This is a genomic window from Vibrio sp. 10N.222.47.A9, from assembly GCF_963872585.1.
Lineage (GTDB): Bacteria > Pseudomonadota > Gammaproteobacteria > Enterobacterales > Vibrionaceae > Vibrio > Vibrio splendidus.
Genome location: NZ_CAWNBB010000041.1, coordinates 1 through 18,264, shown reverse-complemented (window position 1 = coordinate 18,264; position 18,264 = coordinate 1). Strand labels below are relative to the sequence as shown.

The following is an 18,264-nucleotide window of genomic DNA, read 5'->3' as shown; positions in this document are numbered from 1 at the left end:
ATTGTGTCTGGTTATTAATTACTAATAATCATGACAAATCCTTATCATTCCTTATGTGACAAATATTACGCAGTTGGTAACATATCGGAGTAAAGTGCATAAATGTGATAGCGGTATATACCCAAGTAACCTCAAGATGCGTGGCTCAGCGAGAGTTGCCTAGTTTGCAAACGAGCTAGGTGGATTTAATTTCACTCCTGAGTAAATTGCATAAGGCGTAAATTAGGTATCACACGATTGAAACCAACTGATCGTTATAGTGATTTTTTCGTATTGATTGGCGTTCAAAAACAAGCCATGTCTATAATTATGTTTAATAGGGAGATTGGTATGAAGATATTGTTAACGGGTGGTACGGGATTTATTGGTTCTGAATTGGTCAAAAGTTGGAATACTGACGACGTGACATTGTTGACGCGGAGCCCCGAAAAAGCGAAGCAAAACCTAAATCATCTGAACCAGAATAACCTTCATTACATTCAATCTCTTGATGAACTCAGCGATCTCAATGACTTCGATGTTGTGGTCAATCTTGCTGGCGAACCGATCGCTGACAAGCGTTGGAGTGCGGAGCAAAAAGAGAGGATCTGCAATAGCCGCTGGCACATTACCGAAAAACTGGTCGAGTTAATTCATGCCAGTAGCAACCCACCGGAGGCTTTTATTAGCGGTTCGGCTGTAGGTTACTATGGCGATCAACAGCAACACCCATTTGATGAATCACTACAAGTAGAAGACGAAAGTTTTCCTCATAAAGTCTGTGCGCACTGGGAAGAGATAGCCAAGAGAGCCCAATCCGATGAGACGCGTGTGATACTACTAAGAACGGGGATTGTGTTAGGTGAAAATGGTGGTGCTTTAAAGAAGATGCTAATGCCGTACAAACTCGGAGTAGGCGGGCCACTTGGTTCAGGCGAACAGTACATGCCTTGGATTCACATGCTTGATATGGTGAGAGCCATCAACCACTTATTGTCGATTCCTCACGCTCAAGGGGAATTTAATATGTGTGCCCCACACCCTGTCACCAACAAACTGTTCAGCAGCACACTCGCCAAGCAACTGCGCCGACCTCATTTCTTATTCACTCCGAAATGGGCAATGTCGCTTCTGATGGGTGAATCTTCTTGCCTGCTCTTTGACAGCATTCGTTCCAAACCAAAGAAACTCACTGAAATGGGGTTTATCTTTAGTTACTCAAGAATAGAACCAGCCTTAAAAAACTTGTTACAACATCAAGACTAATTCTTTACCCTAGAGCGATAAAGACTCTAATGAAGGATTAAGCGTGAACAAGTCGATTCTGATCACCGGTTGCTCAACGGGTATTGGCTATACATGTGCGCATGCACTACAAAAGCGTGGCTTTCATGTCATTGCATCTTGCCGTGACCCACAAGATGTTCAACGCCTTCAAGATGAAGGCCTCACTTGTATTCAATTAGATCTTTCCAACCAAGAGAGTATCGAGAATGGCGCCAAGGTTGCGATTGCACTCGCACCTAACGGATTGTATGGATTATTCAATAACGGCGCTTACGGTCAAGCAGGCGCGCTAGAAGACTTACCTACCCAGGGGCTCAGGGAGCAATTCGAAACCAACTTCTTTGGTTGGCATCATCTTGTTTGTCAGATCCTCCCGCACATGCGCGAACGTGGTGAAGGCCGAATCGTGCAAAACAGTTCCGTATTAGGTTTTGCCGCAATGAAATATCGTGGCGCTTACAACGCTTCAAAGTTCGCGCTAGAAGGCTGGACAGATACGTTACGTTTAGAACTGCATGGCAGCGGTATTCATATCTCGTTATTACAGCCAGGTCCAATAGAAACCCAATTTAGAAATAATGCCCTGAAAGCCTTCAATAAATGGATCACCATTGCTGGCAGCGCTCATCAAGAAGCTTATCAACAACAAAAAGACCGACTTGAAAAGGAGTCATCGAACAACGCTTTTGTTCTGCCACCTGAGAGTTGTATCGAACCTGTTTTTCACGCACTTACGGCCAATAGACCCAAGCTAAGATACCGAGTTACGACCCCGACTAAAGTGTTCGCGGTATTGAAAAGGATTCTACCGAGTCGCTGGCTAGACCCTATTTTGAGAAAAGCTGCATAATTTTCTAACTTTGAATGCACAGTCGCAAACTTTAATGTAACGATGTAATTTTTCCGTAACAATAAGATGTCATCATTTATGCTATCTCATCAATTACTCCCAATTGGTGAATCTAATCTGGATATTTCATGACTTTAAACCGCCTTAATTGGGTAGGCGTGAGTTTGGCGATTACGTTGTTTATTCTGTTTTGAGTATCTCACGCAATACCTCACTGACCACCTCAATGATTACGCTATGCCTTCTATGTAGAGATAAACATCCTACCAACATCGAAGCATAGCGTTTTTCTATTTTTGTCTCTTTTTATCTGAGATACCCCAGTTAGATCTTGAAGTTACCGACTTATCCCCCCATATTTGCAACGTATCCATAAACAAACCTCAAGGAACGTAAATGCAATCTCCGCATATTGTTGAACTTAATGAGCAGAACTTTCGTCAAGTATTAGAAGGTTCGATGCAGACCCCTGTACTCATCCAATTTTGGGCACCAATGAGCCAAGAGAGCGCCCAAGTCATTCCTGAACTGCAAACATTAACTCAGCAATACAATGGCGCTTTCACCCTAGCTTTATTGAACTGCGAGCAAGAGCAAGCCATTGCTAGCCAATTTGGGGTTCAAGCACTACCGACTATTGCACTGTTTGTTAACGGTCAGCCTGTCGATGGCCTTGGTGGCCCTCAGAGCTTAGAAGCCATTGTTGAAATGCTAAACAAGCACCTCCCTAGCCAAGATGAACTTGCATTACGTCAAGCTCTAGAGCAAATGCAAGCAGGTGAGCACACACAAGCACTGGCAGCAATGCAACAACTTCCAGCTGCGCTAACAAGCAAAGGCGAAGTAAAACTGGCGATCGCAGAGTGTTTGTTAGAAACGCAACAGTTTGATCTTGCTGAAACTCAGCTAGCCACCATTCCTCTAGAGTACCAAGACAACTACTACAAAGGCTTAGTCGCGAAACTTGAACTTCACAAGCAAGCAGCAGACAGCCCTGAAATACAGGCATTAGAAACAGCTCTGCAGCAAGACCCGAATGATGCTAAGACTGCCTCTGAGTTAGCATTGCAATATCACCAAGTGAACCGCAACGAAGAAGCGATGGAGCTGCTGTGGTCTTTCCTAGCAAAAGATCTAAATGCTTGCGATGGCGATATGAAAAAAGAGTTCATGGACATCTTAAGTGCGCTTGGGCAAGGAAACCCAGTTGCCAGTAAGTACCGTCGACAACTGTACTCTCTGCTTTACTAACAAAACCCTAAAATCGTTAGATTAAACATCGAAAACTGATAATTTAATCAATTAGTTTATCGAATGAAACAATATAAAATGGGCCATAAAATCAATATTTTATGGCCCATTTCTCGTTTATAAATTTGCTCAGAATTTAAATATGAGCCAGTATCAATAGTGAACTATCAAAAACTTAAACTTACAAAGGATTTTGTATGGCTATTGATACATTGATTACTATTGGCGTCTTTACTGTCGTCGCACTACTGTTCATTTTCGCTGGTGTCAAAACCGTTCCACAGGGCAATAACTGGACCGTAGAACGTTTTGGCCGCTATACACAGACACTCAAACCAGGCCTAAACCTGATCATTCCATTTATCGATAAAGTCGGACAACGCATCAGTATGATGGAACGAGTTCTCGATATCCCAGCTCAAGAAGTCATCTCCAAAGATAATGCTAATGTCATGATTGATGCTGTCTGCTTCGTACAAGTTATCGATGCACCGAAAGCGGCTTATGAAGTAAATGACCTTGAGCATGCGATCCGTAATTTAACCCTCACCAATATCCGTACTGTACTTGGCTCTATGGAGCTAGATGAAATGCTTAGCCAGCGTGACATGATCAATACCAAGCTGCTAAATATCGTGGATGAAGCAACTAACCCATGGGGCGTAAAAGTTACTCGTATCGAGATCAAAGATGTACAGCCACCAGCCGATCTGACCGCTGCGATGAATGCCCAGATGAAAGCTGAGCGAAACAAACGTGCCGACATTTTATCGGCTGAAGGTGTCAGACAAGCTGAGATCCTAAAAGCGGAAGGTCATAAGCAATCAGAAATCTTAAAAGCAGAAGGTCAAAAGCAAGCAGCCATCCTGCAAGCAGAAGCTCGTGAGCGTGCAGCAGAAGCAGAAGCTAAAGCGACAGAAATGGTGTCGACGGCCATCGCTCAAGGTGACATGCAAGCGGTCAACTACTTCATCGCACAAGGTTACACCGACGCACTGAAGTCTATTGGCCAAGCTGAAAACGGCAAGATAATCATGCTACCACTCGAAGCGACTGGCCTAATGGGCTCTGTTGCAGGTATCGCAGAGATGTTTGCACAAAGCAACGACAAGGGTAGTAAGGACTAACTTATGTTCGAGTTACTAGAGCAAGTAAACCACTGGCATTGGTTAGCATTTGGTCTAGCGCTGCTAGCCCTAGAGCTGGTTGGTACTGCTGGTTACTTTTTGTGGATAGGCATATCTGCCATGTTGGTCGGAGCGCTATTAGGCGCGCTACCAATCGGTTGGCAGATGCAATGGTTGTCCTTTGCGAGTTTTTCACTTATCACCACTTGGTTGTGGTGGAGAAGACAACTATCGAATGACAAGCAGTCAGACGCTGGACGAGAGCTAAATCAAAGAGAAAAACAACTTGTAGGGCAAACAACTCGAGTCGACACTGACATTCAAAAAGGCAAGTGTCGCATCCGTCTAGGTGATACTACGTGGTCAGCTGTTAGTGCTCAGGACTTAGAAGCAGGCACAGAGGTGATTGTCACTGCTGTAGATGGCATAGTATTAACGATTACTCCAACTAAAGAGTAATTCAAGCATTCCTTATTAAAGCCATAAGTAACCAAATTATGGCTTTTTCTCTACAAGTGAATCAATGATCGGGCAATGGCTATTTGAGTCACCTGGACATTGTTCAACCCACTCTTTCAATGTCTTCTGAATTGCCAATAGATCTTCAATTTTTTTGTTTACTTCTTCCAATTTACTAAGCGCTTTTGCTTTAACGTCGGCACTTTCTCGACAAGGATTGTCAGCTAATTCAACAAGCGCACGGCACTCATCAAGCGAAAAACCAGCGCTTCTTGCTTTCGCAACGATCCCAAGCTCTTTAATCTGCTTCTTATCATAACTTCTATAACCATTTTCCGAGCGGAAAGGCGCAGTGATAACCCCTTTGTCTTCGTAAAGACGAATAGATTTCGTTGATAAGTTAGTAAGTTTAGCCGCTTCACTTATGTTCATGATATTACTCTAATAACCAGTTGCACTTTATGCATTTATGAACCTTTACTGCCTTTGATGCAAGAAAAAATAATACGCCTAGAGTCCGTCAATACATAACAAATATAATTTGAGAAAATAAAGTCTTCTGTTTATAACCGTTTTGCTTTCAACAAAGAAAATACCTTCCATTTACGGACACTTCCAGACACCAAGAATCAATAAGTTACTGATTGATATGTTGAAATTAACTTTTGTTATTTTTCATTAAAAATTTTTATAGAACTTTGATCTTTCATCAACCGTATACATAATTGAGTATTAAGCATGACGTTTAAATGCGATTTATTTTAATTTTGGTAAGTTTAAAGGATGGCAAACATGAAACTTTTAACTTTAGCGTTAGCCTCAGTATTTATTTTTTTAGCCCCTAACTCGATTGCTCAAAACAGCGCGGGAAAAGTATTTGGTGCAGGTGTCCAGTGCACATTTAGTGACGGGGCAGTAAAACATCTCCCCCGAGAATTATGTAAGGCATATGGTGGTTCTCATCAATAAAGCTTCATTTGGTAGGTAGGGGTTAAAATACCTCAACCTACCTAACTCGGTAAAAATCAGCTCCAATAAATGCATCCCAACCTCTTTGCCACTCAGCTTTGATCATCACCTCTTGAGGCATATCCGCGCATTGATCTGTATACCTTGTCCCTGTAATCCCTTTTTCAAATGCTTTGAAGGGATCACAATACTCTGATTTTCCTTTTTCATAACCAGCAAGGTAAGCCGATTCATCAAACTCTACCTTTTCTTTGATACTTGCCAACGAGTCATTATCTATCGTATACCCGCGAGAGCCAAAGCGCTCACCTTGACCATACCAAAACTCAGAAGCTGTTTTCGGTGGAGAGGTGCATGCGGCTAAACTAAAAGCGATTAATGTAACGGCAATAATACGTTTCATAAATATCTCCTAAAAAGCAAAAAAGCTGGGCACTAGCCCAGCTTCAATTACCATGTCATCAACTTACTTTACAGAAAAAGGAATTGTTAACATAAGTTTAAAGTCTTCTTCATCTTGGAATAAGTTCGTGTAACCAGTCCAGTTTGGTGCATCGGTGTCGTTGTAGTAGTTAGTGTAGTAGAAACTAACGTTTGCGTCTTTCAAAGCACCCGCTTGAATTGCGTAGTTTGCAAAGAAGCTGTATGAGTACTCTGTTAGATCCTCGAACCCTTGAGCTTCAGAACCAAAGCCGTACGCGCCGTTCACACCAGCACTAAAGCCTTTACCACCGATATCAGAGAAATCACGAGCTGCTGATAGGAAGAAAGCAATTTCACCATCATGGTTAAAGTCAGAACGGTTATTCCACCAGATGTCATAAGCGCCATTTGAGCCACCATACTGACTAGTCAGACGGTAAGCCATATTACCAGCTAGAGCTGAATCAACTGATTCTGCTGCGGTATATGTAGCTTCAGCACGGTAAGAGTATTGACCTGAAGAAAACGCTGTTAGCATCGCAGCTTGGAATGCAGTGCTGTCATACTGCTCGTCATCATCAACTACATAAAGTTGTGGAGACCAGTATAAACCACCATCTGTGGTGCCCTTAACCTTAACATGGAAGTTCTTACGATCGCCGTCTGTCAATGCACCGTAACCAACATCAACTGAGATACCATTTTGCATAGCATAACGACCACCTATTGAGTATAGAGTACCCGCATCTTCGCCATTTGTAGTTTGGAATTCATACGTTTCTTTGAACCAAGGAGCTTTGTACTCATCAGCAACAACCAAGCCTAGAGATAGATCACCAAATGTCGCACCAACTTCACCACCCATGTAAGTACCAGGGGCAAAAGACCAGTTAACTCCTAGAGAACTTGGTACTGATGGTTGGAAATAACCAAGTTTAGCTGTAGCACTGTCACCAAACTTGAATTTAGCACTTGCTGTAGCAAACGAAACGCCGTTATCAGTACAGTCAGAATCCCAAGTACCTGAACAACCGCTATCAGAAGGGTTCTTATCATATGGGTTATCAACACCCCAAAAGTTCATCTCATGGTCTGGACCACCATTGTTCCACATGTCAAATGTTGAATAAATAACAACATCTGCACCAACAACACCACCAATATAACCAGAGTTAAAACCTAAATTAGCAAAAACTGAACCATGGTCTAGGTTAGTTACTTTTTTAGTATTGTTGCCATTCGCATCGACGTTACCACGATCACGAGCACGCATCATGAAATTAAGATTACCGCTAATTGTAGATTCAGAGAAGAACTCAGACACTTCACCAGAATACTCAGGACCGATTGGATCTTCGGCCATAGCTGGAGCAGCAGAAAGTGCACCTACCATTGCTGCAGTAATCGCAGATACTTTAAAAAATTTGTTTTCCATGGAATAAAACTCCTAAAAATGGATATAGCTGTTTGAATATTCCCCGCCTAAAGTTGGCCGCCGTAGAGAGAAATACCTTTTCTTGTTTGAGAACCCTAAACTCTGAATTCTCTATTTCCTTTCTGGTTATGCACATCGTGTGCATCCATGGCATTAAGACTAACTTCGCCCTCAAAAAGATCAATGAGAACTTAATTTTCATCTAAAAAAATATGAGTTGGTGCAAATTTAGTAGGTACTTAGTGATCCAGATCGATAAATTGTAAAGCACACACACAAAAACAATAAAACCATTAAAAATCAATTAATTAGTGACGATTATCTTTTGTGAATATAGAAGTGACTCGCATTTTTGATACAACCATAACAGTATTTCATTAATGTTGAGCAGCGTCACTGTCCTGATTTTGGAGTTCGTATAAGAACAAAATTCTCAACAATTAAAAAGACATCTAATTTGTAGCAGACACAAAAAAAGCACTCCCTCTAAAGGAGTGCTTTTGAGCTTTTTTTATCTGTATTTACTTACGAAATAAGTGCAATTAGATCTTCTTCCGTTCTTATTTCGATACCTAAATCTTGTGCTTTAGTCAGTTTAGAACCAGCGGCTTCACCAGCAAACAAGATATCCGTTTTCTTAGATACGCTACCGGTTACTTTCGCACCCAGAGCTTGCAGTGCTGCTTTGGCTTCACTACGACCTAATTTAGATAATGATCCCGTCAATACAACCACCTTACCTTCTAATGGCAGTTCTTGATCATCTGCAGCTTCTTCGATTGCAGGCCAGTTAACACCTAGATCTAACAACTGTTCGACTACGGCTCTGTTTTTCTCTTGTGAAAAGAAGCTCGTGAGGTGGCTTGCTACGATGTCACCAATATCTGACACTTCAACCAACTGTTCATGAGTGGCAGCTTGAACCAACTCCAGCGTCTTAAAGTGTTGAGCTAAGTTCATAGCCGTCGCTTCGCCCACTTCTCGAATCCCTAGAGAATAAAGGAAACGCGCTAATGTCGTGTCTTTAGCTTTATTAAGCGCACTCACTACATTCTGTGCCGATTTAGGCCCCATACGGTCAAGAACCGTAATCACGCCAGCGCTTAACTTAAAGAGATCGGCTGGAGTTTCTACCATTTCACGGTCTACAAGCTGCTCTATCACTTTTACGCCAAGACCATCAACATCCAGAGCCTTTCTAGACACAAAGTGCTTAAGCGCTTCTTTACGCTGTGCCTGACAGACTAAGCCACCAGTACAACGCGCTACAGCCTCTCCCTCAACGCGCTCTACTGCAGAGTTACATACTGGGCAAGCATCAGGGAATACAATATCTTTTGCCGACTCAGGGCGACGATCGAGTACCACAGCCACAATTTGAGGGATAACGTCACCAGCACGACGGATAATCACGCTATCGCCTACCTTCACACCTAAGCGAGCAATCTCATCAGCGTTGTGCAACGTGGCATTACTTACCGTCACACCACCAACAAAGATAGGTTCTAGTTTAGCCACCGGCGTAATTGCGCCTGTACGACCCACCTGAAACTCAACATCGTTAAGCAGAGTGATCTCTTCTTGAGCGGGGAACTTGTAAGCAATTGCCCAGCGAGGTGCTCGTGCAACAAAGCCTAGAGTCACTTGTGCGGCAATGTCATCAACCTTAATCACCACGCCATCAATCTCGTAAGCCAACGCATCACGACGAGTCATAATATCTTGGTAATAGGCTTTCACGTCTTCAAGAGAGGTCAGTTGCTTAGTCTCAGGGCACATAGGTAAGCCCCAACCTTTAAGCTGTAAAAAGCGTTGATAGTGACTATTTGATAGCTCAGCGCCTTGTACAACACCGACACTGTATGCGTAGAAAGCCAATGGACGTTTCGCTGTAATACGAGAATCAAGCTGACGCAGGCTACCTGCAGCGGCATTGCGTGGGTTAACAAAAACTTTGTCGCCCTTCTTCAAAGCCATCTCATTCAATTTATCGAAGCCTGCTTTGGGCATAAACACTTCACCACGAACCTCAATGCGTTCTGGCCAACCTTCGCCTTGCAACTTAAGCGGAATAGAGCTGATCGTTCGTACGTTTTCTGTGATGTTTTCGCCAGTAGCGCCATCACCACGCGTTGCTGCCTGAACTAAGGTGCCATTTACATAGAGTAGGCTTACCGCTAAGCCATCAAGCTTAGGTTCACAACAGAAAGTCTTAAGGTTTGCGGTTGGCGCTCTATCAGACATTCGCTTATTGAACGCATCTAAATCTTCATCAGAGAAAGCATTGTCCAGAGAAAGCATTGGGATCTCATGAGTCACTTGAGTGAAACCATCGAGAGGCTGACCACCAACACGTTGGCTCGGAGAATCTACCGTCACTAGCTCCGGGTTCTCTTCTTCGATCTTTAGCAATTGCTGCATTAATCGATCGTACTCGACATCAGGGATCTCAGGGCTATCTTCTACGTAATAACGAACGGCATGATAGTGCAGAGTTTCTCTTAACTGCTCTAAGGTAACTTGAATCGATTCTTTCATATCATTCTCTGTCGTGATTGAAATATCAAAAAGGGCTCCCTTAGGAGCCCTTTTCTATAAATATAGATTATTTACAAGGCTAAACAATACGGCTAGGCATTCGTAGCCGTCATAAAGTCTCTGATTTGCTTACGGTAGTCTGACAAACGATTGGGCGTCATTAAATTACGTGACTCGTCCAAAACGTTTCCGCCCATATCATCAGCAATTTTCTGAGCTGCACTCAGCATTACATTGAAGTTCTGATCAGCTTGACCGTAACAAGGCAGTGTCATGAAGAACGAAATACCTTTCGTTGTAAAGTCGGCGGGATCATCATGTTCTAGAGTTCCCGGCTGCATCATGTTCGCAACACTGAAAATAACTTTGGGCTCATCGCTAGATTGTGCAAAGCAATGGTAGATAGACATCTCACCATAAGTTAGGCCGTTATTCTCCATACTACGGAAAAGTTCAGTCCCTACAAACGGGATCTCTCCAGCACAGTGAACATTAAGAACAATCACTTCTAAGCCAAGTTCTTCATCTGGCTTAGCTTCTTCAACAGGCGCGGCGCTTTGTGGAGCAACGACCTCTTTCGAAACAAGCGGTTCACTTGGCGTCAATGATTCACTAGGAACGAGTGGCTCTGTAACCGAATCAGAAGCTTCTTCAAACGAACCGTACTGCTCTTGAAAACCAGCATGACTTTCTTTTTGCTCGTCAGTCAATTCAAAGCTTGGGACCTCTGGTTCAGTGGCCTCTTGTATGTCTTCAGGTTCACTCTCGATCTGAACTGGTTCTTCTTTAACACTGAAAGAAGGAAGATCATTCAATTCGATATCGTCTTCGATAACTTCTTTCGTTTGTGGCGCTGTCAGCGGATCTGAGTCAATCAGCGGATCAGTCTCAGATGGTGAGACTGCAAAATCCGGCTCTTTACGCTCTTTTCGGATTATCTCAAAATCATCTTCTGGGGCGAATGAACGGTTTGGGATCGTTTCTGCTTCATCTAAGCTGTCGTTATCAAGCTTACCAAGCGGCTTATCTCCAAACTTTGCTTTCCCTTCTTTTTTACTCGTCCATAGACCATGGAACAATAATGCGGCGATAGCTAATGCGCCAACAATAATGAGTACAAATCGCAATTCCTGCATTTTTCGCTCTCAGCTTTCTTAGTCGACTAGCTATAAACACGCTGTCACTAAGTTGGGTTAATTTGGCTAATCTCACTACTCTATCAAAAGTAGCCACTGTTTTAGAACAACTTAATACAATTAGTTCCTTACATGGTGTGATTTTCACCACGCTTTTTTTCTTAATTTCGGTCTAGTACACTAGGGATGTTTGCTATTTAACCAAATTCACATGTGACCTAATTTAAATATGACTATTGAATCTGTTCCCCGCTCAGGCTTTGGCTATTTTATTTTCGGAATAAAAATCGCTTTGTCGCCGAGCATTCGTAAGTTTGTACTAATGCCACTTATTGCTAACGTGTTACTCGTTGGTGGTGCCTTGTTTTATATCTTCTCCAACCTAAACACTTGGATTGAGGGCTGGATTGGCGCATTACCAAGCTTTTTGTCGTGGTTGTCATACATTCTATGGCCACTACTTGTGTTAACCGTCTTAGCCACGTTTTCGTATTTCTTTAGTACGCTCGCTAACTTCATTGCCGCACCTTTCAATGGGTTGCTCGCAGAAAAGGTAGAAGAGCTACTCAGTGGCAAAAAAGTCAATGACGATGGTTTGCTGGATGCACTCAAAGATACCCCACGTATTTTAGCGAGAGAATGGCGCAAGCTTGTCTACATTCTGCCAAAAGCGATAGGTTTATTCCTACTTTTGTTAATTCCAGCACTAGGACAAACCGTTGCACCGTTTTTATGGTTCATTTTCACAGCATGGATGTTAGCGATCCAGTACGCCGACTACCCATTTGATAACCATAAAATCAAATTTGATGATATGAGAAACAATTTGAAACAAAAACAAGGTAAGAGCTACAGCTTCGGTGCACTTGTGTCTGTTTTCACAACGATTCCAATTTTAAATCTGATCGTCATGCCCGTTGCCGTCTGCGGCGCTACTGCAATGTGGGTTGCTGAGTTTAAAGACCAAGCTCTGCGTTCTCGTCTATAACCTTCATTCTCTCTTTAACAACGCCTATCTTTTTGAAGTTCTGAACACAATAAAGATAGGCGTGAACTCTGCTACATATCTATATGATATAACTTTTTAATCCTTTTACCTTTTTTTCAACTTGTTTAATCTAAATTCAAGCTAAACAAACATCGAAAGACACTAGACGGTAAAGTGATTGATATACTACGTTTAGTTCTGTCATTAAATGAAGGAATATCGCATGAGCAAGATCTACGAAGACAACACCCTAACAATTGGTAACACACCGCTAGTCCGCCTTAACAAAGTAAGCAAAGGCAACGTTCTAGCTAAGATTGAAGCTCGTAACCCAAGCTTCAGCGTTAAGTGTCGTATCGGTTCAAACATGATCTGGGAAGCAGAAAAAGCAGGAACTTTAAAACCAGGTATCGAGCTTGTTGAACCTACCAGTGGTAATACAGGTGTTGCTCTTGCATTCGTAGCAGCCGCTCGCGGTTACAAGCTAACGCTAACGATGCCTGAGTCAATGAGCCTAGAACGTCGTAAGTTGCTTAAAGCACTAGGTGCAAACTTAGTACTGACTGAAGCACCAAAAGGCATGAACGGCGCGATAGCTAAAGCAGAAGAAATTGTCGCTTCAGACCCAGAAAAGTATCTGCTACTTCAGCAATTCAACAACCCAGCTAACCCACAAATTCACGAGAAGACAACTGGCCCTGAAATTTGGGAAGCAACAGATGGCGAAATCGATGTATTTGTCGCTGGCGTAGGTACCGGCGGTACGCTTACTGGTACAAGCCGTTACATTAAAGGCGAGAAAGGTAAAGCGATCACTTCAGTAGCGGTTGAACCAGCAGAGTCTCCAGTGATTGCACAAGCGCTTGCTGGCGAAGAAATCAAACCAGCTCCACACAAAATCCAAGGTATTGGTGCAGGCTTTATCCCTGGAAACCTAGATTTGGACCTTATCGACCGTGTAGAGCCAGTAACTTCTGAAGAAGCGATTGAGATGGCTCAACGCCTAATGAAAGAGGAAGGTATTCTTGCAGGCATCTCATCTGGCGCAGCGGTAGTAGCGGCGAACAGAATCGCGGAACTACCTGAATTTGCAGGAAAAACCATTGTCACCGTACTGCCAAGCTCTGGCGAACGTTACCTAAGTACAGCCCTATTTGCAGGCATCTTTACGGAGAAAGAGAACCAACAATAATATGTGGTCAAATCAATTTTTCGTCCAAAAAAGCCCCGTTTAGGGGCTTTTTTGTTGATCCCTGCCCCACCTTTGGTAATATCGGGTCTGTTTTATTTTTCGCTTCAAAATAAAAGAAGCAATAAACAAATTCTGAAAGTCATGAGTACTCAACAAAAGACGACCATGGCTGGATAAAAATTTATAACCAGTCTAAGTTCTAACACGAACATGGCGTACTAGCCTCTAGCGCATTTGGGCTAAAGCAGTTAAGCTAATCTGGTTACAAACTTACAAAAAATAAATTAATTGGGGTATATAAAATGTACGAGAAGCAAGTAGAAATCACAGCAGAAAACGGCCTTCACACACGTCCAGCTGCACAGTTCGTTAAAGAAGCAAAATCTTTCGATGCTGACATCACAGTGACTTCTAACGGCAAAAGCGCTAGCGCTAAAAGCCTGTTCAAACTACAAACTTTAGGCCTAGTAAAAGGTACTAACGTAACTATTTCTGCTGAAGGCCCTCAAGCTCAGCAAGCAGTAGACCACCTAGTTGCTCTTATGGATCAACTACACTAATACGGTCTCCTTCTTTCAAAGCCATTTTGCACAGCAAAGTGGCTTTGTTCGAAATAGATAGCGATAAGCGCGACATTAGTCGACGACTTAAAGTCACACATTCTCCCGTTTACAGTTGAACAACTAAGGTAAGGCTATGATTTCAGGCATCCTAGCATCTCCTGGTATTGCTTTCGGTAAAGCACTACTACTTCAAGAAGATGAAATTGTCCTAAACACTCAATCTATCTCAGACGATCAAGTTGAAGCAGAAGTTCAGCGTTTTTTTGACGCTCGTAACAAATCTTCTCAACAACTTGAAGTTGTAAAGCAAAAAGCACTTGAAACTTTTGGCGAAGAAAAAGAAGCAATCTTTGAAGGCCATATCATGCTGCTTGAAGATGAAGAGCTAGAAGAAGAGATTTTAGCACTCATCAAGAAAGACAAAATGCATGCAGACAACGCGATCTACACAGTGATCGAAGAGCAAGCTGTTGCACTTGAGTCGCTTGATGATGAGTACCTAAAAGAACGTGCGACTGATATCCGTGATATCGGTACTCGCTTCGTTAAAAATGCACTAGGCATTAACATTGTGTCTCTAGCAGATATCAATGAACAAGTTATCCTAGTTGCTTACGACCTAACGCCATCTGAAACTGCACAAATCAACCTAGACTACGTTCTTGGTTTCGCTTGTGACATCGGCGGTCGTACATCTCATACTTCAATCATGGCACGTTCACTTGAGCTTCCAGCTATCGTTGGTACTAACGATATCACTAAGCAAGTTAAGAACGGCGACATGCTTGTGCTAGACGCGATGAACAATAAGATCATCATCAACCCTTCTGACGCTGAATTAGCAGAAGCTAAGAAAATCAAATCTGATTTTGAAGCAGAAGCGGCTGAACTAGCAAAACTTAAAGACCTACCAGCTATCACACTTGATAACCATCAAGTAGAAGTTTGCGGCAACATCGGTACAGTTAAAGACTGTGACGGTATCCTGCGCAACGGTGGCGAAGGTGTTGGTCTGTACCGTACTGAATTCCTATTCATGGACCGTACTGCACTTCCTACTGAAGAAGAGCAATACGTTGCTTACAAAGAAGTAGCTGAAGCAATGCACGGTGAGTCAGTGATTATCCGTACTATGGATATCGGTGGCGATAAAGATCTACCATACATGGATCTTCCACAGGAGATGAACCCTTTCCTAGGCTGGCGTGCAGTACGTATCAGCTTGGATCGTCGTGAAATCTTACGTGACCAACTACGCGGCATTCTTCGTGCATCTGCACACGGTAAGCTACGTATCATGTTCCCAATGATCATTTCTATCGAAGAGATCCGTGAACTGAAAAAAGCAATCGAAGAGTACAAAGTTGAACTTCGTGCTGAAGGTCATGCTTTCGATGAAGACATCGAAATTGGCGTAATGGTTGAGACTCCAGCAGCTGCTGCAATCGCACACCACCTTGCTAAAGAAGTGGCTTTCTTCTCTATCGGCACTAACGACCTAACGCAATACACTCTTGCAGTTGACCGTGGTAACGAGATGATTTCTCACCTTTACAACCCACTGTCTCCAGCGGTTCTTCTTGTAATCAAGCAAGTAATCGATGCTTCTCATAAAGAAGGCAAATGGACAGGTATGTGTGGCGAGCTAGCAGGCGATGAGCGTGCAACTCTACTTCTTCTTGGTATGGGTTTAGATGAGTTCTCTATGAGCGGTATCTCTATCCCTAAAGTTAAGAAAGTAATCCGTAACTCTAACTTCGCAGAAGTTAAAGCTATGGCTGACGAAGCGCTATCTCTACCTACAGCTGCAGAAATTGAAGCTTGCGTAGAAAAATTCATCGCTGAGAAAACTCAGTAATCACCAAGAGCTTAATAAAGTTAGACGGCTAAAAATAGTCGTCTAATTTGTTAGATTGGTATAGTATATTCTACAGAATAAAACTAAACGTTAGGAGCATGACACAATGGGTCTGTTTGACAAACTGAAAAAGCTTGTATCTGATGACAGCGCTGATGCTGGTGCAATCGAAATCATCGCACCTCTTTCTGGTGAAATCGTAAACATCGAAGACGTGCCAGATGTAGTTTTCGCTGAAAAAATCGTTGGTGACGGCATCGCTATCAAACCAGCTGGCGATAAAATGGTAGCTCCAGTTAACGGTACTATCGGTAAGATCTTCGAAACTAACCACGCATTCTCTATCGAGTCTGACGACGGTGTTGAGCTTTTCGTTCACTTCGGTATCGATACTGTTGAACTTAAAGGCGAAGGCTTCACTCGTGTTGCTGAAGAAGGTCAATCTGTTAAAGCTGGTGACACTATCATCACTTTCGACCTAGCGCTTCTAGAAGAGAAAGCGAAATCTACGCTTACTCCAGTTGTTATCTCTAACATGGACGAAATCAAGGAGCTGAACAAGCTTTCTGGTTCTGTAACTGTTGGCGAAACTCCAGTTCTTAAAGTAACTAAGTAATTTCGATTACTTCTCTGCTTTAATTAAAACGCTACCTAAGGGTGGCGTTTTTTGTGCCTGCTATATTTGTTCAATACCTCAGATAGGCATTACTGACTATCACACCGAAACCCTTCTCCTGGCTCCCTCAACCAATGACAACTACACTGACCGTTTATCCCCTGCTATCCGACCTGGCTTTTACTAAACGTTGTTAAGCGCTATTCAAGGCATTTCACCTATACATCAAATTACACTTGTGAATTTTAACAAACAGAGATCCCTGATATCTCGTTCTACTCGATTCTGGGATGACGACCAACGACTTCGATTCAAGTAAACAATGGATGGCTACCTCTCTATAGTCGTCATTACCTACAGTGAGGAACGAACGTGATAGGGAATCTCGCTTTTGCTCCTGATCATCAACTCTACTATTTCCCAAGCCCTTCGTTTACCAAATAACAGGCAATAAAAAACCCAGCCGAAGCTGGGTCTGTTTAGCGCTCATCTCTCACCACGAGCTAATTTGTGGAAGCCTTACGTTAACGCCTATGATCAACAGCGCTTATAACCAACGTAGCAACGTGGCCTTTCAATCGATTAACCTAGTAGGCTAAGTGCCGAGTTCGGTGCTTGCTTCGCTTGAGCAAGAATCGAGCTTGATGCTTGAGAAAGGATCTGAGACTTAGTCATCTGAGTCGTTTCTTTCGCGAAATCGGTATCTTTAATACGGCTCTTAGATGCGTTAACATTCTCGTTAATGTTGTCTAAGTTGCTGATAGCGTGGTCGAAACGGTTTTGGAAAGCACCTAGCTCAGCACGGTGGCTATCTACATACTTAAGTGCCGCATCGATTACTGCTACAGATTCTTGCGCGCCGCCAACTGATGTTACGTCGATAGTATCAACCGTTACATCTTTGCCAGGTTGCATGCCTAGTTCACCAGCAAGGCTGCCAGAGAATGCCACTTCGCCTTCAACTTTATTGTTGCCAGTAAACATTTGCAGCTTACCGTCTTCAGTTACAGACGCTTTAACAGAATCTTGTTGACCGTTGATGTACGTTGCTAGCTCTTCGATGTCGTCGCCCGCTTTCGCAGACACATCGATTTCTTGTGCTTGGCCGAAGTTATCAGTGAACGACATTTTTAGGTCGTTTGCGCCAGCTTGAACGTTCCAGTCTTTGTCTTTCGCGTTCTCAGTTTGGTAGCTCTTACCACCCATCTGAGCGTTATCAGAGCGCATGTCTTTCAGTTGAAGCATTACCGCTTCACCGTTATCCGCACCGATTTGGAATGATTTAGTACCGTGAGTACCGTTAAGTAGCTTGTTACCACCAAAAGACGTCGTTTCCGCGATACGGTTCAGTTCGTCGTTCAGTGCTGTTACTTCTTCTTGAATCGCTACACGCTCTGATTTTGAGTTTGAGCCGTTTGAAGATTGTAGAGACAAATCACGCATACGTTGCAGGATGTTCGTTGTCTCGTTCATTGCACCTTCAGCAGTTTGTGCAATAGAGATACCGTCGTTCGCGTTACGTACAGCAACATCAAGACCACGACTCTGAACGTTCAAACGGTTCGAGATTTGTAGGCCCGCAGCGTCATCTTT

General features: G+C 43.0%; 18 protein-coding genes. 11 read left to right on the top strand and 7 right to left on the bottom strand.

Translation table 11 applies throughout. The features are described from left to right. Positions 1 to 330: 330 nt before the first annotated feature. The 5 genes from AACT19_RS12225 to AACT19_RS12205 all read left to right on the top strand — a co-directional run bounded on the left by AACT19_RS12225 (position 331) and on the right by AACT19_RS12205 (position 4,953). Positions 331 to 1,245 (top strand): TIGR01777 family oxidoreductase, encoded by a 915-nt coding sequence (locus AACT19_RS12225; protein ID WP_017106102.1) that lies wholly within the window; start codon positions 331 to 333, stop codon positions 1,243 to 1,245. Between the two features lie 43 nt (positions 1,246 to 1,288). After that, positions 1,289 to 2,116: an SDR family oxidoreductase gene (locus tag AACT19_RS12220; protein WP_065606323.1), complete on the top strand. Its 828-nt coding sequence runs from the start codon at positions 1,289 to 1,291 to the stop codon at positions 2,114 to 2,116. Positions 2,117 to 2,512: 396 nt separating this feature from the next. After that, positions 2,513 to 3,367 (top strand): thioredoxin family protein, encoded by an 855-nt coding sequence (locus AACT19_RS12215; RefSeq protein WP_017084098.1) that lies wholly within the window; start codon positions 2,513 to 2,515, stop codon positions 3,365 to 3,367. A gap of 197 nt (positions 3,368 to 3,564) precedes the next feature. Next, positions 3,565 to 4,494 carry an SPFH domain-containing protein gene (locus AACT19_RS12210; protein ID WP_004734251.1) on the top strand — a complete coding sequence of 310 codons (930 nt, stop codon included), beginning with the start codon at positions 3,565 to 3,567 and terminating at the stop codon, positions 4,492 to 4,494. 3 nt (positions 4,495 to 4,497) lie between these two features. Further along, the gene (locus AACT19_RS12205) at positions 4,498 to 4,953 is read left to right on the top strand and encodes an NfeD family protein (RefSeq protein ID WP_004734252.1); all 456 of its coding nucleotides are present in this window, start codon (positions 4,498 to 4,500) and stop codon (positions 4,951 to 4,953) included. A 36-nt stretch (positions 4,954 to 4,989) separates the two neighbouring features. Here the strand turns inward: AACT19_RS12205 and cueR are convergent, their stop codons facing one another. Then, complete coding sequence (cueR, locus tag AACT19_RS12200; protein ID WP_017085964.1) at positions 4,990 to 5,385, bottom strand: Cu(I)-responsive transcriptional regulator; 396 nt, start codon at positions 5,383 to 5,385, stop codon at positions 4,990 to 4,992. A gap of 360 nt (positions 5,386 to 5,745) precedes the next feature. Here cueR and AACT19_RS12195 point away from each other — a divergent pair, with 360 nt between their 5' ends. Further along, positions 5,746 to 5,922: a hypothetical protein gene (locus tag AACT19_RS12195; protein WP_004734254.1), complete on the top strand. Its 177-nt coding sequence runs from the start codon at positions 5,746 to 5,748 to the stop codon at positions 5,920 to 5,922. A gap of 37 nt (positions 5,923 to 5,959) precedes the next feature. On the opposite strand, the gene AACT19_RS12190 is transcribed toward AACT19_RS12195, so the two are convergent. The 5 genes from AACT19_RS12190 to zipA form a co-directional block, all read right to left on the bottom strand. Then, positions 5,960 to 6,325: a DUF2799 domain-containing protein gene (locus AACT19_RS12190; RefSeq protein ID WP_004734255.1), complete on the bottom strand. Its 366-nt coding sequence runs from the start codon at positions 6,323 to 6,325 to the stop codon at positions 5,960 to 5,962. A gap of 63 nt (positions 6,326 to 6,388) precedes the next feature. After that, positions 6,389 to 7,780, bottom strand: a complete 1,392-nt coding sequence (locus tag AACT19_RS12185; protein ID WP_004734256.1) for a hypothetical protein — start codon at positions 7,778 to 7,780, stop codon at positions 6,389 to 6,391. Further along, on the bottom strand, positions 7,761 to 7,916 hold the full coding sequence (locus tag AACT19_RS12180) for a hypothetical protein (RefSeq protein ID WP_004734257.1): 156 nt from the start codon (positions 7,914 to 7,916) through the stop codon (positions 7,761 to 7,763). Before AACT19_RS12180 ends, AACT19_RS12185 begins: the two co-directional genes overlap by 20 nt. Before the next feature lie 389 nt (positions 7,917 to 8,305). After that, on the bottom strand, positions 8,306 to 10,318 hold the full coding sequence (gene ligA / locus AACT19_RS12175) for an NAD-dependent DNA ligase LigA (protein WP_076646476.1): 2,013 nt from the start codon (positions 10,316 to 10,318) through the stop codon (positions 8,306 to 8,308). Between the two features lie 92 nt (positions 10,319 to 10,410). Next, positions 10,411 to 11,454 carry a cell division protein ZipA gene (zipA, locus tag AACT19_RS12170; protein WP_004734259.1) on the bottom strand — a complete coding sequence of 348 codons (1,044 nt, stop codon included), beginning with the start codon at positions 11,452 to 11,454 and terminating at the stop codon, positions 10,411 to 10,413. Between the two features lie 229 nt (positions 11,455 to 11,683). Here zipA and cysZ point away from each other — a divergent pair, with 229 nt between their 5' ends. The 5 genes from cysZ to crr all read left to right on the top strand — a co-directional run bounded on the left by cysZ (position 11,684) and on the right by crr (position 16,671). Beyond that, positions 11,684 to 12,442, top strand: coding sequence for a sulfate transporter CysZ (gene cysZ, locus AACT19_RS12165; RefSeq protein WP_004734260.1), 759 nt, complete (start codon positions 11,684 to 11,686; stop codon positions 12,440 to 12,442). Between the two features lie 223 nt (positions 12,443 to 12,665). Further along, positions 12,666 to 13,634, top strand: a complete 969-nt coding sequence (cysK, locus tag AACT19_RS12160; RefSeq protein WP_017079444.1) for a cysteine synthase A — start codon at positions 12,666 to 12,668, stop codon at positions 13,632 to 13,634. Between the two features lie 302 nt (positions 13,635 to 13,936). Further along, positions 13,937 to 14,194 (top strand): HPr family phosphocarrier protein, encoded by a 258-nt coding sequence (locus AACT19_RS12155; RefSeq protein WP_004734263.1) that lies wholly within the window; start codon positions 13,937 to 13,939, stop codon positions 14,192 to 14,194. A 136-nt stretch (positions 14,195 to 14,330) separates the two neighbouring features. Then, the gene (ptsI, locus tag AACT19_RS12150) at positions 14,331 to 16,055 is read left to right on the top strand and encodes a phosphoenolpyruvate-protein phosphotransferase PtsI (protein WP_017079443.1); all 1,725 of its coding nucleotides are present in this window, start codon (positions 14,331 to 14,333) and stop codon (positions 16,053 to 16,055) included. 106 nt (positions 16,056 to 16,161) lie between these two features. Beyond that, positions 16,162 to 16,671 (top strand): PTS glucose transporter subunit IIA, encoded by a 510-nt coding sequence (gene crr / locus AACT19_RS12145; protein WP_004737851.1) that lies wholly within the window; start codon positions 16,162 to 16,164, stop codon positions 16,669 to 16,671. Between the two features lie 582 nt (positions 16,672 to 17,253). Here the strand turns inward: crr and AACT19_RS12140 are convergent. After that, positions 17,254 to 18,264: flagellin (locus tag AACT19_RS12140; protein ID WP_076646474.1), on the bottom strand; the 1,011-nt coding region annotated here is incomplete at its 5' end.

What these genes read in the sequence shown, in the direction of transcription:
- AACT19_RS12155 (WP_004734263.1), top strand. Translation starts at nt 13,937, where the DNA reads ATGTACGAGAAGCAAGTAGAAATCACAGCAGAAAACGGCCTTCACACA.
- AACT19_RS12190 (WP_004734255.1), bottom strand. Translation starts at nt 6,325, where the DNA reads ATGAAACGTATTATTGCCGTTACATTAATCGCTTTTAGTTTAGCCGCA.
- cysK (WP_017079444.1), top strand. Translation starts at nt 12,666, where the DNA reads ATGAGCAAGATCTACGAAGACAACACCCTAACAATTGGTAACACACCG.
- AACT19_RS12205 (WP_004734252.1), top strand. Translation starts at nt 4,498, where the DNA reads ATGTTCGAGTTACTAGAGCAAGTAAACCACTGGCATTGGTTAGCATTT.
- cysZ (WP_004734260.1), top strand. Translation starts at nt 11,684, where the DNA reads ATGACTATTGAATCTGTTCCCCGCTCAGGCTTTGGCTATTTTATTTTC.
- AACT19_RS12225 (WP_017106102.1), top strand. Translation starts at nt 331, where the DNA reads ATGAAGATATTGTTAACGGGTGGTACGGGATTTATTGGTTCTGAATTG.
- AACT19_RS12185 (WP_004734256.1), bottom strand. Translation starts at nt 7,780, where the DNA reads ATGGAAAACAAATTTTTTAAAGTATCTGCGATTACTGCAGCAATGGTA.
- AACT19_RS12195 (WP_004734254.1), top strand. Translation starts at nt 5,746, where the DNA reads ATGAAACTTTTAACTTTAGCGTTAGCCTCAGTATTTATTTTTTTAGCC.
- AACT19_RS12210 (WP_004734251.1), top strand. Translation starts at nt 3,565, where the DNA reads ATGGCTATTGATACATTGATTACTATTGGCGTCTTTACTGTCGTCGCA.
- AACT19_RS12180 (WP_004734257.1), bottom strand. Translation starts at nt 7,916, where the DNA reads ATGTGCATAACCAGAAAGGAAATAGAGAATTCAGAGTTTAGGGTTCTC.
- cueR (WP_017085964.1), bottom strand. Translation starts at nt 5,385, where the DNA reads ATGAACATAAGTGAAGCGGCTAAACTTACTAACTTATCAACGAAATCT.
- ligA (WP_076646476.1), bottom strand. Translation starts at nt 10,318, where the DNA reads ATGAAAGAATCGATTCAAGTTACCTTAGAGCAGTTAAGAGAAACTCTG.
- crr (WP_004737851.1), top strand. Translation starts at nt 16,162, where the DNA reads ATGGGTCTGTTTGACAAACTGAAAAAGCTTGTATCTGATGACAGCGCT.
- AACT19_RS12215 (WP_017084098.1), top strand. Translation starts at nt 2,513, where the DNA reads ATGCAATCTCCGCATATTGTTGAACTTAATGAGCAGAACTTTCGTCAA.
- zipA (WP_004734259.1), bottom strand. Translation starts at nt 11,454, where the DNA reads ATGCAGGAATTGCGATTTGTACTCATTATTGTTGGCGCATTAGCTATC.
- ptsI (WP_017079443.1), top strand. Translation starts at nt 14,331, where the DNA reads ATGATTTCAGGCATCCTAGCATCTCCTGGTATTGCTTTCGGTAAAGCA.